Raw genomic sequence first — 15,431 nt, 5'->3', positions numbered from 1 at the left:
CCGACTGTCTGTCCGTGGAGCTGGTCGGGTTCACACGCCCACCGGTTCCCGCCACCGCCCGTCCGGTGCGGCGCGGAGCGCCGTCCCGGGAGAGGAGAGACATGGCGTCACCCGTACGAAACCAGACGGACCGGCCCCTGGACACCTTGAGCTTCGAAGCGTCCGGACCGCCGACGATCATGGGCGTCGTAGCCGACCACCTGCGGCGGCTCGGTGCCCGGACGGACACAGCGATGTCCGCGGCGTCCGCCGCGGGCCATCTCTCGCTGGAGGGAGCGGGATTCGTCCCCGTCGACGCCTCGGTGCGCTGGTCGGAGGGGCAGGGAGGCCCCGTCGACGAGGCCACCGCCCAGGCAGCCGGCGGCATCATGGCGGTGCACGGCAGGCGGCACGGTGCCCCGCGGGGAATCGCCGCCGACTTCGTCTCGACCGCCACCGCGGTGCTGACGGTCCAGGGTCTGCTGGCCGCCCTCCTCGGCCAGGCCCGCGGCGGCACCACCCGGCGGGTCACGACGCGCGCGGACCACGCGGCGCTGCTGACGGTCTCCCAGTACCTCGCCGCCGAAGGAGCGGACGACGGCGAGGCAACCGAACTGGCGCCCGGCGGGCCACCGTTCACCTCGGCGGACAACGTCCACTTCGAACTCGAGACGCTCGATCCCGGTGCGTGGGCGGCGTTCTGGCGGGAACTGGGCGCCCCCGCCGAGGCGATTCGCGCGGGCTGGCGTCCCTTCCAGTTCCGCTACGCCACCGCCTGCGCCCCCATCCCGGAGGCGCTGCACCGCACGGCCGGCCGCCGGAGCTGGCCCGCCCTGCGAGCCGCGGCGGACAGCTCCGGTGCCCAGGTGTGCAGACTGCGCACCCTGCGGGAGCGAGCCGCCGAGGACACCGGAGCGCCACCGTGGTCACTCCGGCCCGGCCCCTCCATGTCCCACCGCCCGAGCCCGGCCACCCCTCCGGCCTCCCTGCCGCTCGCCGGGCTCACGGTGCTGGAGGCCGGCAGACGCATCCAGGGCCCCCTCGCGGCGCACATGTTGGGCCTGCTGGGCGCGGACGTCATCCGCGTCGAACCACCCGGCGGGGACCCGCTGCGCGGGATGCCGCCGACCTGTTCCGGTGTCTCCGCTCGCTGGCTCGCCCTGAACCGTGGCAAGCGGGCCGTCGAGATCGACATCAAGGCGGAGTCGGGCCGGCGACAGCTGCTCGACCTGGTGAGCGACGCCGATGTGTTCCTGCACAACTGGGCGCCTGGCAAGGCCGCCGAGCTGGGCCTGGACTCCGAGGACCTCGCGCGGGTTCGACCGTCCCTCGTGTACGCCTACACCAGCGGGTGGGCGGGACGTCTGCGCACACCGCCCATGGGGACCGACTTCATGGTCCAGGCCCGTACCGGTGTCGGCGAGGCGGTCCGTCCCGAGGGAGAGGTGCCCGCACCCTCGCTGATGACGCTGCTGGACGTCCTGGGCGGAATGCTCGGCACCGAGACAGTCCTCGCCGCTCTGCTCCTACGGGAACGGACGGGACGCGGCGTACGTGCGGAATCCTCGCTCCTCGGGGCCGCGGACGTGCTGACCGCTCCGGCCCTGAGCCGGCTGGCCGAGGGGCGGGAGCCCCGGCGCCGCCCCGGGTTCCGTCGCCCTCTGCGGACGGCCGACGGCTGGGTCGCGGTCGCGGACGAACGGGCGGCCGAACCTCCGGCGGGACTCGGCGAGCTGCCGACGGGGGAGGCGCTGGCGAGCCTGACCGGCCGCGGGATACCCGCCGTCGCCGTCACCACCGCTCTCGCGCGGATCGCTGACGACCCGCGCTTCGCGGGCCTGGTCGGCAGCGACGACCACGGCGCACTCGCCCTCACCACCCCCTGGAGCCTGACATGACCGTTGTTCTCCACGATCTCCTGCCGGCCGATCTCCGCCGGGGCTGGGCCGTCGACGGCACCTGCCCCGACCTGGACCTGTACAGCCTCTTCCGGGCGCGGCTGGTGGCCGATCCGCACCGCACCGCCGTCCTCGACGCCAAGGGGGCACTCTGCTACACCGCACTCGACCGCCGAGTGCGATGTCTTGCCGCCGGCCTGCAGAGCCTCGGCGTGGGCCCCGGCGATGTGGTCGGCGTGCAACTCCCCAACAGCCGGGACGCCGTCACAGCGGACCTGGCTCTGGCCGCGCTGGGGGCGGTGGCCCTTCCGTTTCCCGTCGGCCGAGGTCCTCTGGAGAGCGAGTGCCTGCTGCGACGCTCGGAAGCGGTCGCCGTGATCGCCGCTACCCGCCACCGGGACCACCAGCACGCCGCCGACCTTCTCCGGCTGCGCCCGGCGTTGCCCCACCTCCGCCATGTGATCGCCGTGGGCGCCGACGCCCCCGACGGCGCTGTTCCCCTGCGCACCCTCTCCAGGTCCGCCCCCGGACCGTTTCTGCCGGCCCGGCCTCGCGCCGACGATCCGGCCCGCATCCTGGTCTCCTCGGGATCGGAGGCGGAGCCCAAGATGGTGGCCTACTCACACAACGCCCTGGCAGGCGGGCGCGGGAACTTCCTCGCCTCCCTGATCCCCGACGGAACACCGCCGCGCTGCCTCTTCCTCGTGCCCCTCGCGTCAGCGTTCGGCTCCAACGGCACCGCGGTCACCCTGGCCAGACACGGTGGAACGCTGGTCCTGCTGGATCACTTCACGCCCGAAGCCGCTCTGGAAGCCATCCGGAGCCATCAGCCGACCCATGTCTTCGGCGTCCCCACCATGGTGCGGATGATGCTCTCCTGCCTCGGCTCCGATCACGAGCCCCTGCCCGCACCGACGGCCGTCGTCCTGGGCGGCGCTTCGCTCGACGAGACGACCGCCGGCGACGCCGCCCGCGCCTTCGGCTGTTCCGTCGTCAACCTCTACGGATCCGCCGACGGGGTCAACTGCCACACCGGCCTGGCCACAGCGGTACCACCCAACGACGCCTCGGGTGTCGTCGCGGGCCGCCCCGACCCGAAGGTCACCGAGATACGCATCACCGACCCGGCCACGCACGAGCCGCTGGCGGCCGGTGAAGTGGGAGAGATCGTCTCCCGGGGGCCGATGTCCCCGATGTGCTACGTCGGGGCGCCCGAACTCGACGCGCGCTACCGGGCGCCCGACGGCTGGGTCCGCACCGGCGACCTCGGAACCCTCGACGAGGGCGGACTCCTCCGCGTCGTGGGTCGGCTCAAGGACATCGTGATCAGGGGAGGAGTCAACATCAGCCCGGCCGAGGTCGAACGAGGGCTCGCCTCTCATCCCGACATCCGCGACGCCGTCTGCGTGGGCGTGCCCGACGCCCTGATGGGCGAGCGCCTGGCCATCTGCGCCGTGGTCCGCGAGGGGCGAACCGTCGATCTCGACTCCGTGGGCCGGCATCTCGCCGACCTCGGGGTGGAACGCCGCAAACACCCCGAACACCTCCTGCTGCTGGAAGAAATGCCTCTGAACCCGGCCGGGAAGCCGGACCGTGCGGCCCTGCGCGCGCGTGTCGCGGGTTCGCCGGTCGACGCGAGGTAGGAAGCGGACGGGTACCGGCCGCACGGTCAGCGGCGGCCGGCACCCGTCTCGGCAGGCGCCGGGACGCCGGCGCACACAGGGTCGATGTCTCCTGTGGCCGCCGGGAGTGTCCTGCGGTGGGTCGCCCCTCCCCTCCTACCGGACTCGGTGGCCGTCACCGTGGCGCGGCTCGAATCCGCAGGAACCGGATCGGGACGCGGCCCGACCCACGTCACGTCGGGCTGATCACGCCGGGGTGAGCGCCATGACGCGCTTCGCCCCGCCGATTCCCGGCCCGCCCTGACCACGCTCCGAGAGATCCCCATGAACCTGCGAACCACCCGTCGCCAGCCCTCTGCGGCGGCGGTCCCGCGCGCCCCGGCCGCCGGCTTCACCGCGCTGCTGCTCGTCCTCTTCACTCTCGCCTTCGCCACCGGCTCCGTCGTGGGGCCGGTGGCACCCGCCCTGCACCCGGGATCGGGAGCCCCGGCCACCGGTGGCGACAGCGGCCACGGCCACGGGACCGGACGGTGACCGCCCCCGTGGCCGAAGGGCTCACGACAGACCTGTCGGTAACCGGTATGACCTGCGCCGCGTGCGTGAACCGGGTCGAGAAGCGGCTGGCGAGACTTCCCGGCGTCCGGGCGACCGTCAACCTGGCCACCGGCATCGCCCGGGTCACGCACCCGCGCGCCACCACCGCCGAGGACCTCGTCCGCCAGATCGAGAACGCCGGGTACGGCGCCGCCCCGGCGAACGATGACAGTGCCCCGCCCGACGCGCGCCCGAGCCGCGACGAGGAGATCCACCGCCTGGTGGTGACCGCGGCGCTCTCCCTGCCCGTGATCGTGCTCTCGATGGTCCCGGCCTGGCAGTTCTCCAACTGGCAGTGGCTGTGCCTGGCGCTCTCGGCTCCGGTCGTGGTCTGGGGCGCACACCCCTTCCACTCCGCTGCGCTGCGCGGGCTGCGGCATTCGACCGCCACCATGGACACCCTGGTCTCCCTCGGGGTGTCGGCCTCTTTCGGCTGGTCCCTCTACGCGCTCTTCTTCGGCGGCGCGGGGGCGCCCGACATGCGGATGCCCTTCAGCTTCCTGCCGTCCGCCTCCGACGGCATCGCGCACATCTACCTCGAAGCCGCCGTCGCCGTACCGCTGTTCGTCCTGCTGGGCCGGGTGCTGGAGAGCCGCGCCAAGGACGGGACCGGTGCCGCGCTCCGGGCACTGGCCGATCTGGTACCCGGTGAGGTCACGGTCCGGGCCGCGGACGGGACGGAACGCACCGTCCTCACCTCGGCCCTCACCGTGGGTGCGGTCTTCACGGTCCGGCCGGGCGAGAAGATCGCCAGCGACGGAGTCGTCGTCGCCGGCCGGTCCGCCGTGGACGTCTCGCTGATGACGGGGGAGAGCAAGCCCGTCGAGGTCGCTCCCGGAGCCGCGGTGCTGGGCGGCGCGGTGAACAGCGGTGGCGCGCTCCGGGTGCGGGCGACCGCGGTGGGCAACGAGACGCAGATCGCCCGGATCGCCCGGCTGGTCGCCGACGCCCAGGCGGGCAAGGCACGTGTGCAGCGGGTGGCCGACCGCGTGGCCGGCGGGTTCGTGCCCGCTGTCGTCGCCATCGCGGTCACCGTGCTCGGCTTCTGGCTCGGTGCCGGAGCCGACCCGCAGGCCGCGTTGACGGCCGCCGTCGCCGTGCTGGTGGTGGCCTGCCCCTGCGCTCTCGGACTCGCCACCCCCACCGCGCTCATGGCCGCCACCGGCCGCGGCGCGCAGCTGGGCGTGCTGGTCTCCGGGCCCAGGGCGCTCGAAGCACTGCGGCAGGTGGACACCGTCGTGCTGGACAAGACGGGAACGCTGACGACCGGCCGGATGTCCGTCGTCCGCTGCGTGGTGAGCGGTGGGCTCGACGAAGCCGAAGTCCTCGGCGTCGCGGCCGCCGCGGAGCGGGCATCGGAGCATCCGCTGGGCCGCGCGCTGGTGGCCCACGCCGTGCGTACGGGGGCGGAGGTCCCGGAGGCGGACGAGTTCGTGGCCGTACCCGGCCGCGGTGTGCGCGCCCGGGTCGGTGAGCGCCAGGTCGAAGTCCGAGCGCCGGGCGACCGCGGAACCCTGCCGGACACCCTGCGCGACGCGGCCGAGGAGGCCGAGTCCGCCGCGTTCACCGCGGTGCTGGTCGTCCTCGACGGTGAGCCGGCCGCGGTGATCTGTCTGGGCGACGTCGTGCGAAGTGGTGCCTACCAGGCGGTGGATCGCCTGCGGCGGATGGGCGTACGCCCCGTTCTCGCGACGGGCGACTCCGAGGGGCCGGCGCGTGCCGTCGCCGCCGAGCTTCGGATCGACGAGATCCACACTCGCCACAGCCCACAGGAGAAGGCGCGCCTGGTAGCTCGGCTACGCCAGGAGGGACGGCGGGTCGCGGTCGTCGGAGACGGAGTGAACGACACCGTCGCACTGGCGTCCGCGGATCTGGGAATCGCCATGGGCAGCGGTACCGACGCCGCCGTCGGGGCAGCCGACATCACCCTGATCCGGGGGGAACTCGCCGCTCTGGCCGACGCCGCCGCACTGGCGCGCCGGACGCTGTCCACCATCCGCGCCAACCTCCTCTGGGCGTTCGCCTACAACGCCCTGATGCTGCCGCTGGCGGTGACGGGCTGGCTGAACCCCATGGTCGCCGCAGCGGCGATGTCCGTCAGCTCACTGCTGGTGGTCCTGAACAGCCTGCGGCTGCGCACCTGGAGCCCCTCCCCCCGGCGTGGGCGCCGTCCCGACCCGAGGAGCGCCGGATGAGCGTCGCCGAACCCGCGCCCGAGACCGGCGCCCGCCCGTCCGCCGAGGCGGCAGCGGCCGCACCTCCGCCATGGCGGTCGGCAGCCCGAGCCGGGCTGCCGCCGCTCGCCGCCGGACTGCTGACCCTGGCGTGCCTGACCGCCTGGGCGGCGGCCGGTCAGGCCGGCAGCCCCGCCGAGGTGACGGTCGGCCAGGGGACGGTCTTCCTGCCCGTCCTCGACACCCAGCCCACCACCGGCGTCTTCTTCGACATCGGCAACACCGGTGGCTCGGACGACGAACTGCTCGCCGTCCGGACCGAGCGCGGGGAAGCCATGTTCGCGGACCGGGAACTGACCACGGGCGCGGGCAGAATGATCATGATTCCGCGGATCACCGTGGCGGCCGGGACCACATTGGAGATGAGTCCCTTCACGCCCAACGTGATGCTGTCGGTGGACCGTCCTCTGACGAACGGTGAGCGCGTCGATTTCGTGCTGACCTTCCGGCAGGCGGGTGAGGTCCCCGCGACCGCCGTGGTGGTGCCGCCGAGCAGTTGAGCGTGCGCGGGGCGGTGGGCCCGGCTGAGTGTGCGCGGAGCCGTGGGCCGGCTGAGTGTGCGCGGAGCCGTGGGCCGGCCTGAGCCGGCCCACGGCCCTCACCGTCAGAGCGAGGAGGAGACGGCCACGCGGTGGCTCTCCGGCCCCTCGGCGGCTTCCAGCATCCGCGCCAGTTCGGCACGCGCGCGGGACACCCGGGACCGGATCGTGCCCACCGGGCATCCGCACAGCGCGGCACACCGCTCGTAGGAGACGCCCCACATCTGCGTCGCGACGAACGCCTCACGGCGTTCGTCGGGGAGCGCGTTCAGCAGGTCCCGGAGCGCCACGCCCTCCTCGAACCCCGGCAGAGCGTGGGCCGGACGTCCCTCGGCCTCGCGCTCCCAGCTCTCGGAGAGCGACAGGCGTGGCCGGACGGCGGCCCGCCGGACGCTGTCCACCACGGTGCGGCGGGCGATGGACAGCAGCCATGTGCGTGCCGAGGCCCGCCCCTCGTAGCGGGGCAGGGCCAGGATGGCCCGCAGCATCGTCTCCTGCGCCAGATCCTCGACGCCGTCGGTGTCGGGCCGCAGGAACGCGATGTACCGCAGCACATCGCGTTCGACGGCGGTCACGAACCTGGCGACGTCGTCCGGCGCCCCGGTGCGCGCGGCGCGCAGGGCCAGCTCGGTGGGCACATCCTCGGTGGGCGTCGTGCCCGGTACGGCGGGCGACCCGCCGGCGTGCCGGGTCCGGAGCGGCGCCGCCGGCAGGGGTGCGCGACCTGCGGGACCCGGTTTCCGGGCAGGCGCCGGCAGGGCAAGGGTGATCATCAGATGACCTCGTCACATGAGAGGAAGGAGGCGACCGCGGTCGCCCGGGTACAGCCGGGCCGCTGCGGCCCGGTTCCACGACGCCCCGAAGGCGCCGCGTCGTGCCCGCTGTCGTCAGCCGACAGCCCAGTGACGCGGTGGGCCCCGCGAGATCAACGTGTGGAGCAGCAGGCGTGCCCGCAGGGCCGGAACCTCGGTGGCCGGCAGGCAGACCGGCCCGGGGAGACGCGGTACCGGTGCCGACCACAGCCGGATCAGGCGCATCGGCGCCGCCAGCCACACGCCGAGGAGGAACAGCAGATCGCAGGTGACCCGTTCGCCCCAGGCCAGCCACAGGCCCGACAGCACCGCCGCACCGAGGTGGGCAGCGAGCATGCCGCCGGAGTGAAGGTGCGCCGCGCCGGCCGCGGCGTGCGCTCCGGCGTCGGCGGCGTGATGCCCCACCGCGCCGTGACCGTGCCCACCGTGCCCCGGCACAGCGAGGCCCGCCGCCGTGACCACTTCGACCGCTTCGGCGTGGGAGGGCGGCTGCCCCAGCCTGCCACCGCACATCAGGGAGAGCGCGAGATCCTGCACCGGTGAGGTGACCGCTGCCCCGGGCCGGGGCGAGACGGCCGACTGGCCGAGTGAGAACGCCAGGTGCAGCCCGCCCTGTACCGCGATCGCGGCGAGCGCGACCGTCATCGGCCCGCGCCCCACTCCGGCACAGGCCCACGTGGCCACCGCCACGCCGGCGAACGCACCGAGCGCCACGAGCGGCGGCACCGCGGAGCCGGACATGTGGACGTGCCCGACCAGCGCGAGTACGACGCAGACGCCGGCGAACACCGTCGCCCTGATCGCCCGCACCACTCCGGTCACTCGCATGGTTCGCCCATGCTCTCACCGGCCCCCTGGAGGGTTACGCCGCCACCCCTGGGAAGAACCCGCCGCCGCTCCGCGACACCTTCGGCCTCCGCGCCCGACCGAGGGCCTGGCCTCGATCTCGGCCCGTCGGCACCCCGCCCCGGGACCGGCCCCGCATTGGGCCACGGCCCGCACTCGACACGCCCCTACTCGACGGTCACGGAGGCGGGCCACGAGGAAGCAAGACGCGCACCGCCGGATCATATTGGCGGGTTGGATGAGAATCATTGAGCTGAAGGCCGCTTGTGCGCGATCGGAGGATATTGCTTTGACTGGGGTGCTCGACGCCTTCGGGGATCAGGGACCCGGCAGAGGCGAAGTGGATGCTTCCGTGTTGCCATGAGAATTCAGGGACATCGAGCAAGCGGGAGAATGTGATCATGGCTACCGAAGCGAAATCTGCCACCGTGCCGGACACGACTGCTCAGAATTTCTGTGTCGCCGTCAATCAGGACGGCGTCCTGTCGGCGGCGACCTTCGATTCGAACAACTACTGGGGTGAGCTTCAGCGCCAAGATGTCGGGATAACGGGGAGCCCGGCTCTGGTGAACTACTACGGCCGCAACTACTGCGTTCATCAGGGGGCGGGCGATGGGAAACTGTGGTACGGCGAGTTCACCTGGGACGCCCCCCGCCTGAAGTGGCTGTTCGACGCCCAGCTGTCTCCCGAGGTGAGCGTTTCAGGGAGCCCGGCGGTCGCCGTGTACGAGGGCTTGGTGTACTGCGTGTACCGAGGCAGCGAGGACATGCTCTACTGCGTGTCCTTCGACGGCACGACGTGGAGCGAGCCGACGAAGGTGACGCCGGAGATCAAACTGACTGCCAACCCCTCGCTCGCCGTCTTCAGGGAAAAGATCTACTGCGCGTACCAGCAGAGCGGTGGGTCGGGGTGGATCTACTACGCGTCGTTCGACGGAAAGTCCTGGACGGGCGGCACGCTGATTGAGAACTACGGCATGTCGGCGAGTCCCGCACTGATCGAGTACCGCGGCTATCTGTGGATCCTGCACCAGGAGTACGGAGATCGCGGCTGGCTGTGGTCTGGATTCTTCGATGGTGTGAAGTGGGGGAAGGACACCCCGGTTGCTGATGTCGGCATGGCCGACAGCCCGGCGCTGACGGTCTCGTCAGGAGACCCTGAGACGCTGTACTGCCTGCATCGCGGGCGAGGTGGAAATCGAGACCTGTGGCTGAGCCGCTATAACGGCACCGAGTGGTTCAAGGACCAAGTGAAGATTCAAGGGAACCTTTCGGCCAGCCCGGGAGTGGTGCGGATCGCTTAGGGCGTGTTTGAGGCCCCGCGCCGGGCCCGCGAGGCCAGCTACGGCCATCTGCCGCGTTGTCAGGAACGCCCGAATGCAACCCGGTATGAGGGCGCCCCTCGGCCTTGCTTCTGACCGCATCTGACGCCGCGAGCTGATCCGACGCGGGGTCTCAAACACGCTCTCGTCCAGGGAATTCAGGCGCGCGGGCCGTCGTCGTGTCACTTCCACCGAAAGGTGGTCAGCGAACTTATCCCGAATCCTGAAGTCCGCCTGCCGCCGGACGTGGCAAGGGGGCCCGGCGGTGTGCGCAGAGCGCGGGCGTGTCCCGAAAAGGAACAGATCACGGAGGTGGTCATCATGAAGGCGCTTGTATTCCAGGGATCCGGCAAGCCGGCCTGGGAAACGCGGCCAGATCCGCAGCTGAGTAGTGCGACGGACGCCGTCGTGCGAATAGACACCACCACCATCTGCGGCACCGACCTGCACATCCTGGCCGGGGACGTCCCGGAGGTGGAACCGGGGAGGATACTCGGTCACGAAGCGGTCGGGGAGGTCGTGGACACCGGCGAGGCCGTCGCCGACTTCCGGCCCGGTGATCGGGTCCTGGTCTCGTGCATTTCCGGCTGCGGGCGGTGCCGCTTCTGCCGCCAGGGCGGGTACGGTCAATGCGTGGGTGGCGGCGGCTGGGTGCTGGGACACACCGTCGACGGGACCCAGGCGGAGTTCACGCGCGTTCCGAACGCGGACTTCTCTCTGCACCATGTCCCGGACGCTGCGGCGGGTGAGGATCTCGTGCTGCTGTCCGACATCTTTCCCACCGCGTACGAGGTCGGCGCGCTCAACGGGCGCGTGGGGCCGGGGGACACCGTTCTGGTGGTCGGGGCCGGTCCGGTCGGGCTGGCCGCGGTCGCCGCGGTTCGGCTCTTCTCGCCTCTGCGCGTGATCGTGACGGACCGGGACGACGCGCGGCTGCGCGTGGCACACGCTGTCGGCGCGGACGCCACGGTGCGCGCACAGGAGGACCCCGGCCGGCTCGTCGCCGATCTCACCGACGGGCTCGGAGCGGATGTCGCCGTGGAAGCGGTCGGTCTGCCGGAGACATTCGAGCTCTGTGCCACCGCACTCCGCCCGGGCGGGCGACTGGCGAACGTCGGCGTGCACGGTGGGCCTGCCACCCTGGCACTTCAAGACCTCTGGAGCCGTGATGTCACGATCACGACCGGACTGGTCGACACCTTCTCGACGCCGCTCCTGCTGTCGATGCTTACCGCCGGACGCCTGCCTACAGCCGAGCTGATCACCCATCGCTACGCTCTGGAGGAGATGGAGGAGGCCTATGCGACCTTCGGCGACGCGGCCGAGTCCGAGGCCTTGAAGGTGGTCCTCACCCGATAGTGACCTGCTGTGCGTGTCGTTCGGGCGGGCACAGGGCACAGGGCGCTCGGCGCGGCGGGCCCTTCAGCCGGTGGCGATGCGTCGGCCCGAGATGACGGTGGGAGCGAGCGCGATCCACAGATCCCGTTGCCCGCCCGCCCAGGGCTTGCTGAACGCCTCGCGGTCGAGTGCGGCGATCTCGTCGTCGTCCGTCACCACCCGCGCCGGGCCGCGGACGAGGACGGTCCACCCCGAGCTCATCGCCTCGTCCACCTGGTCCACCTCGAACGTCGCCCGGGTTCCGGCGACGGCCGAGAGGGCAGATCGGGGAGCTGTGCGGAAGACGACGTCTCCCGCGATCACGGTGTAGTTGACGGGAACGATCGACAGCCCTTCGGGGGATTCCACCGCGACGCGGCCGATGCCGTGCCCTGACAGGTGCATCCTGCACTCGTCGTCGCCCATCACGACCAGCCGGGCGCGCGGGGCGGCCCGCCCCGTGCCCGGAGGCGGTCCTGCGGCGGCACCGTGCAGGGCGGCCGCGGTGGTCTCCAGCGCGTGAGCAACACGCAGTACCACCCCGAGGCCAGGGGACGGAGAAGGGTTCTCCTCCAGGTACGAGATGTAGCCGGTCGTCGTGTGGGCGCGCTCAGCGACCTCCTCGCGGCTGAGCCCCAGCGCGAGGCGCCGCGCGGCGATGCGGCGGCCGAGGTCCCCCGGCAGCGTCCGGCCGGACACGGAGGGCATCGACTCATGGGGCTCTGACATGTCACTCGCCTTCCTGGCCCCGGCACGACAGGGCGCACGTGGGAGGAGACGCGGCGGCTCGCACTCATGGTGCGGTGCTCCGCGGGAGTGTCGCACCATGAGGTGGGCGTGTCGGGTGACCGGGCGGGCGATTTCACCCGCCGGGTCGCATTCGCCGTGGCACGCCCCTGGTCACGCCCACCGCGGTGGCGGCGGTGCGCGTGCGGAGTCAGCCTGACATCGGGCGCCTTATCGCGGGAGCATCGGAGAGCCATGAGCACGCGCAGCAATACCACCATCGATCGGGCGGACAGCCCGACCCTCGTCGGACAGGTGATGTCGTCCCCCTGCGTCACCGTATCGACCGAGGCACCGTTCAAGGCACTCGTCGCGACGATGCACCGTGAACGCGTCAGCGCGCTGCCGGTGATCGACGAGCGGCAGCGCGTGGTGGGGATCGTCTCCGAGGCGGATCTGCTGCCGACCGAGATGTACCGCGCGGGGGACCAGTCGATGTCGGAGCCGCTGGCAGGGTTGGACACCGGGGGACGAGCGGGTGGAGCGGTCGCCCGGCAGCTGATGTCGGTCCCGGTCGTGACCGCGCGCAGCACGGACACACTGCGTCAGGCAGCCCGTCTGATGGCGCTCAACCGGGTGAAGCGCCTGCCGGTGGTGGATGACGCCGGCGCGGTCAGAGGGGTGGTCAGCCGCGCCGATCTGTTGACGGTGTTCCTCCGTCCCGACGAGGAGCTGGAACGGGAGGTGCGAGCCCAGGTGCTGCGTCCCCTGGCCCGCGCCGGCGCCGGGCTGTCGGTGACGGTGACAGACGGTGTCGTGACCCTGCGAGGGTCCTTCGCCGACTCCGCTCTCGTGCCGCTCACGGCGCGCCTCGCCCGTTCGGTCGAAGGCGTCGTCGATGTGGTGTTCGAGGACGCGGTGTGAAGGCGCTCAACCGCCGAGGAGATCGGCGTCGGCGCCCACGGCCAGCCGCCACCGGCAGGGTGGCACAACCGCGTCCCGGCCGGGCCGACGGCGCGGCCGCGCCGCCCTGACGCGCCTTCCGCCTCAGGGCATGTCCCCTTCGTCTTCGGGCTGTGCCGCCGTCGGCATCTCCAGGCGCACGACCTTCCCGGGTGGGATCAGCACCTCACGCCCCGAGAGCAGCACCCGCAACGGTGCCTGTTCGGAGGGCGGCACTCCGATGATCACCGCCCTCCGGCGGAAGCGCACCTCGATGTTCCAGTGACCGCGGAACCGGATACCCAGCCGGAAGCGTGAGAGCTGGGGCAGGGGCGCGGGGTCGAGCCACAGCGCGTTCTGGCGGGTCTCCAGCCCGGTCAGGCCGCGCTGGACGAAGTCGAGGGTGCCCGCCATCGCTCCCAGGTGGATCCCCTCGGGGGTGGTGCCGCCCTGGACGTCGGCGATGTCCCCGGTCAGCGCCTCTTGTGCGTACCGCCAGGCCTGTTCGGGTCGGGCGCGCGCCAGGACCCACGCGTGCACCAGGGCGCTGAGCGTCGATCCGTGGCTGGTACGGCGGAGGTAGTAGTCGACCGTGGAGCGCCAGGTGCCCTCGTCCAGCGGCACGTCCAGTTGTTTCATGAGTCCGTGCAGTTCCCGCGGGGAGAACAGGTAGCCCAGCATCAGGACATCCGCCTGTTTGGAGGCGCGGTAGCGGTTGACGGTGTCGCCCTCCGCTTCCAGTAGCCGGTCCAGACGCCGTATGTCCCGATACCGCTGCCGGTAGCTGTCCCAGTCCAGCTCGGCGAGTTCCTCGTACCCGGCGAACTGGCTGATCACCCCGTCGTGGAAGGGCACGTGCAGCCGGTGGGCCACATCCTCCCAATGGTCGGGCTCGCCGGGGAGGAGCCCCAGGTGCCCGTACAGCTCGTCCCGGCGCGCGGCGGGCAGAGCCCGGCAGACATCGAGCGCGCGAGAGAGCACCCAGGCAGCGGTGACGTTGGTGTACGCGTTGTCGGACACGCCGGGCTCCGGGGCACGCGGGTAGCGGTCGTGGTACTCGTCCGGGCCGACCACCCCGTGGATCCGGTAGCGCTCCAGTGATCTGTCCCATTCCGCGCGGCCGGCCCAGAACCGGGCGACCTCCAGGAGCATCTCCGCTCCCTTGCCGTGCATGAAGTCCGTGTCCGCGGTGGCCTGGCCGTACTGCCAGACGTTGTACGCGACCGCCGAGCCGACATGGTGCTGGAGCCGTGAGTGGTCGGCCAGCCACCGCCCGGAGCGGGGGTTCAGATGCAGCTGTGGCGTCTCCTCCCGGCCGTCGCTGCCGCTCTGCCAGGGGTACATCGCGCCGTCCGCGCCCACAGCGCGCGCCGCACGCCGCGCGGCGGGCAGCCGTCGGTGGCGGTAGGTGAGCAGTGCGCGTGAGACATCGGGGAAGTGGAGGTTCAACCACGGGAGGACGAACAGCTCGTCCCAGAAGACATGACCCCGGTATGCCTCACCGTGCAGTCCTCGTGCGGGGACTCCGACATCCAGGTCAGCGGTGTGCGGGGAGAGGGTCTGCAGCACGTGGAAGAGATGCAGGTGCAGAATCCGGCCCGCCTCCCCCGGCACCGGCAACCGAGCTTGGCGCCACAGGTGTTCCCAGGCGTGCCGGTGGGAGGCGAGCAGCCCCGGGAAGCCCTCCGCGTTCAGGACCGCGGCTGACGCGGCGTGTCCGGCACTGCCGATCGCCGTGTCCCGTGAGGTGTGAAGTGCGATGATCTTGTCCACGTGCGCCGCCGAGCCGTCGTGAACGGGTATCCGCAGGCGCTGGGAGACGGCCCGCTCCCCGACGTCCGTCGTCCTCGCCGGCTCCGGCGCCCCCACCAGCCGGGTGCGGGCGGCCATGGCCACCCGCACGTCGGAGTTCACTGTCCGGCACCGCAGCCACACCACGTCCTCGCCGTCGGAGCCGGTCCTCCAGCCGGTGAGGTGCCGGCCCGCCAGGTCACGGTAGCGCTCCACCCCCGCGTTGCGGACCTCACCGTCGATGCCCGAATCCACCTCGATGACGCCAGTCCAGCCCACCGGGGTGAACGTGGTGCGCTGTGCGGCCAGATGGTGGTGGCGCATGTGGACCAGGCGTGTCTGCTCGACCACCAGGCGCCCGCCGTCGGCGGTGACGGCGTACTCCGAGCGCCGGGTCAACGTGGCGGCCCGTAGGTCCAGTGCCTGCCGGTGCGCTGTCAGGTGCGGGGAGTCCGGCGACAGCCAAGCGCTCCGTCCGGCGCCTTCCGGCGCGGCCCTGAAGCGCAGAGGCAGCCAGTTCGGGAGGTTCACCATGTCCTCATGTTCCGTGCGCCGCCCCGCCACCGTGGAGGCCAGCCGGTCGTAGCACCCCGCCACGTACGTCCCCGGGTAGTGGACAGTGCCGGCGGCCGACTCGGAGCCGGCGCCCCGGGTGGCGAAATAGCCGTTGCCCAAGGTGCACAGGGCCTCCCTCAGCCGCTCCGTCTCGGGGGAGTACCCCTCGTAGCTCCAACGCCAGAGCTCCACGG

12 protein-coding genes are annotated in these 15,431 nt (G+C 72.0%); 8 read left to right on the top strand and 4 right to left on the bottom strand.

The features are described from left to right. Nucleotides 1-101: 101 nt before the first annotated feature. The 5 genes from E0D90_RS02320 to E0D90_RS02300 all read left to right on the top strand — a co-directional run bounded on the left by E0D90_RS02320 (nt 102) and on the right by E0D90_RS02300 (nt 6,827). On the top strand, nt 102-1,877 hold the full coding sequence (locus tag E0D90_RS02320; protein WP_130796408.1) for a CoA transferase: 1,776 nt from the start codon (nt 102-104) through the stop codon (nt 1,875-1,877). Then, nucleotides 1,874-3,520, top strand: a complete 1,647-nt coding sequence (locus E0D90_RS02315) for a class I adenylate-forming enzyme family protein (RefSeq protein WP_130796407.1) — start codon at nt 1,874-1,876, stop codon at nt 3,518-3,520. The genes E0D90_RS02320 and E0D90_RS02315 overlap by 4 nt, the downstream gene beginning before the upstream one ends. A gap of 303 nt (nt 3,521-3,823) precedes the next feature. After that, the gene (locus E0D90_RS02310) at nt 3,824-4,033 is read left to right on the top strand and encodes a hypothetical protein (protein WP_130796406.1); all 210 of its coding nucleotides are present in this window, start codon (nt 3,824-3,826) and stop codon (nt 4,031-4,033) included. Further along, nucleotides 4,030-6,288, top strand: coding sequence for a heavy metal translocating P-type ATPase (locus E0D90_RS02305; RefSeq protein WP_438827360.1), 2,259 nt, complete (start codon nt 4,030-4,032; stop codon nt 6,286-6,288). The genes E0D90_RS02310 and E0D90_RS02305 overlap by 4 nt, the downstream gene beginning before the upstream one ends. Beyond that, nucleotides 6,285-6,827, top strand: a complete 543-nt coding sequence (locus E0D90_RS02300) for a copper chaperone PCu(A)C (protein ID WP_130796404.1) — start codon at nt 6,285-6,287, stop codon at nt 6,825-6,827. The genes E0D90_RS02305 and E0D90_RS02300 overlap by 4 nt, the downstream gene beginning before the upstream one ends. 104 nt (nt 6,828-6,931) lie before the next feature. On the opposite strand, the gene E0D90_RS02295 is transcribed toward E0D90_RS02300, so the two are convergent. After that, a complete protein-coding gene (locus tag E0D90_RS02295; RefSeq protein ID WP_227869934.1) occupies nt 6,932-7,504 on the bottom strand; it encodes a sigma-70 family RNA polymerase sigma factor in 573 nt (190 codons plus the stop codon). A 249-nt stretch (nt 7,505-7,753) separates the two neighbouring features. Next, nucleotides 7,754-8,506, bottom strand: a complete 753-nt coding sequence (locus tag E0D90_RS02290; RefSeq protein ID WP_130796402.1) for a hypothetical protein — start codon at nt 8,504-8,506, stop codon at nt 7,754-7,756. A gap of 419 nt (nt 8,507-8,925) precedes the next feature. Between E0D90_RS02290 and E0D90_RS02285 the strand changes: the two genes are divergently transcribed. Beyond that, complete coding sequence (locus E0D90_RS02285; RefSeq protein ID WP_130796401.1) at nt 8,926-9,828, top strand: sialidase family protein; 903 nt, start codon at nt 8,926-8,928, stop codon at nt 9,826-9,828. Between the two features lie 339 nt (nt 9,829-10,167). Beyond that, nucleotides 10,168-11,205 (top strand): alcohol dehydrogenase catalytic domain-containing protein, encoded by a 1,038-nt coding sequence (locus E0D90_RS02280; protein ID WP_103503469.1) that lies wholly within the window; start codon nt 10,168-10,170, stop codon nt 11,203-11,205. Nucleotides 11,206-11,268: 63 nt separating this feature from the next. On the opposite strand, the gene E0D90_RS02275 is transcribed toward E0D90_RS02280, so the two are convergent. Next, entirely contained in the window at nt 11,269-11,952 is a 684-nt protein-coding gene (locus E0D90_RS02275; RefSeq protein WP_103503452.1) for a helix-turn-helix domain-containing protein, read from the bottom strand. A gap of 252 nt (nt 11,953-12,204) precedes the next feature. Here E0D90_RS02275 and E0D90_RS02270 point away from each other — a divergent pair, with 252 nt between their 5' ends. Further along, on the top strand, nt 12,205-12,873 hold the full coding sequence (locus E0D90_RS02270; protein WP_103503453.1) for a CBS domain-containing protein: 669 nt from the start codon (nt 12,205-12,207) through the stop codon (nt 12,871-12,873). Nucleotides 12,874-12,996: 123 nt separating this feature from the next. Here the strand turns inward: E0D90_RS02270 and E0D90_RS02265 are convergent, their stop codons facing one another. Further along, nucleotides 12,997-15,429, bottom strand: a complete 2,433-nt coding sequence (locus E0D90_RS02265; RefSeq protein WP_130796400.1) for a glycoside hydrolase family 65 protein — start codon at nt 15,427-15,429, stop codon at nt 12,997-12,999. Nucleotides 15,430-15,431: the final 2 nt, after the last annotated feature.

The organism is Streptomyces otsuchiensis (genome assembly GCF_004305975.1).
Classification (GTDB): Bacteria; Actinomycetota; Actinomycetes; order Streptomycetales; family Streptomycetaceae; genus Streptomyces; species Streptomyces otsuchiensis.
The sequence above is the reverse complement of the archived record's forward strand: the minus strand, read 5'-3'. Positions and strand labels throughout refer to the sequence as shown.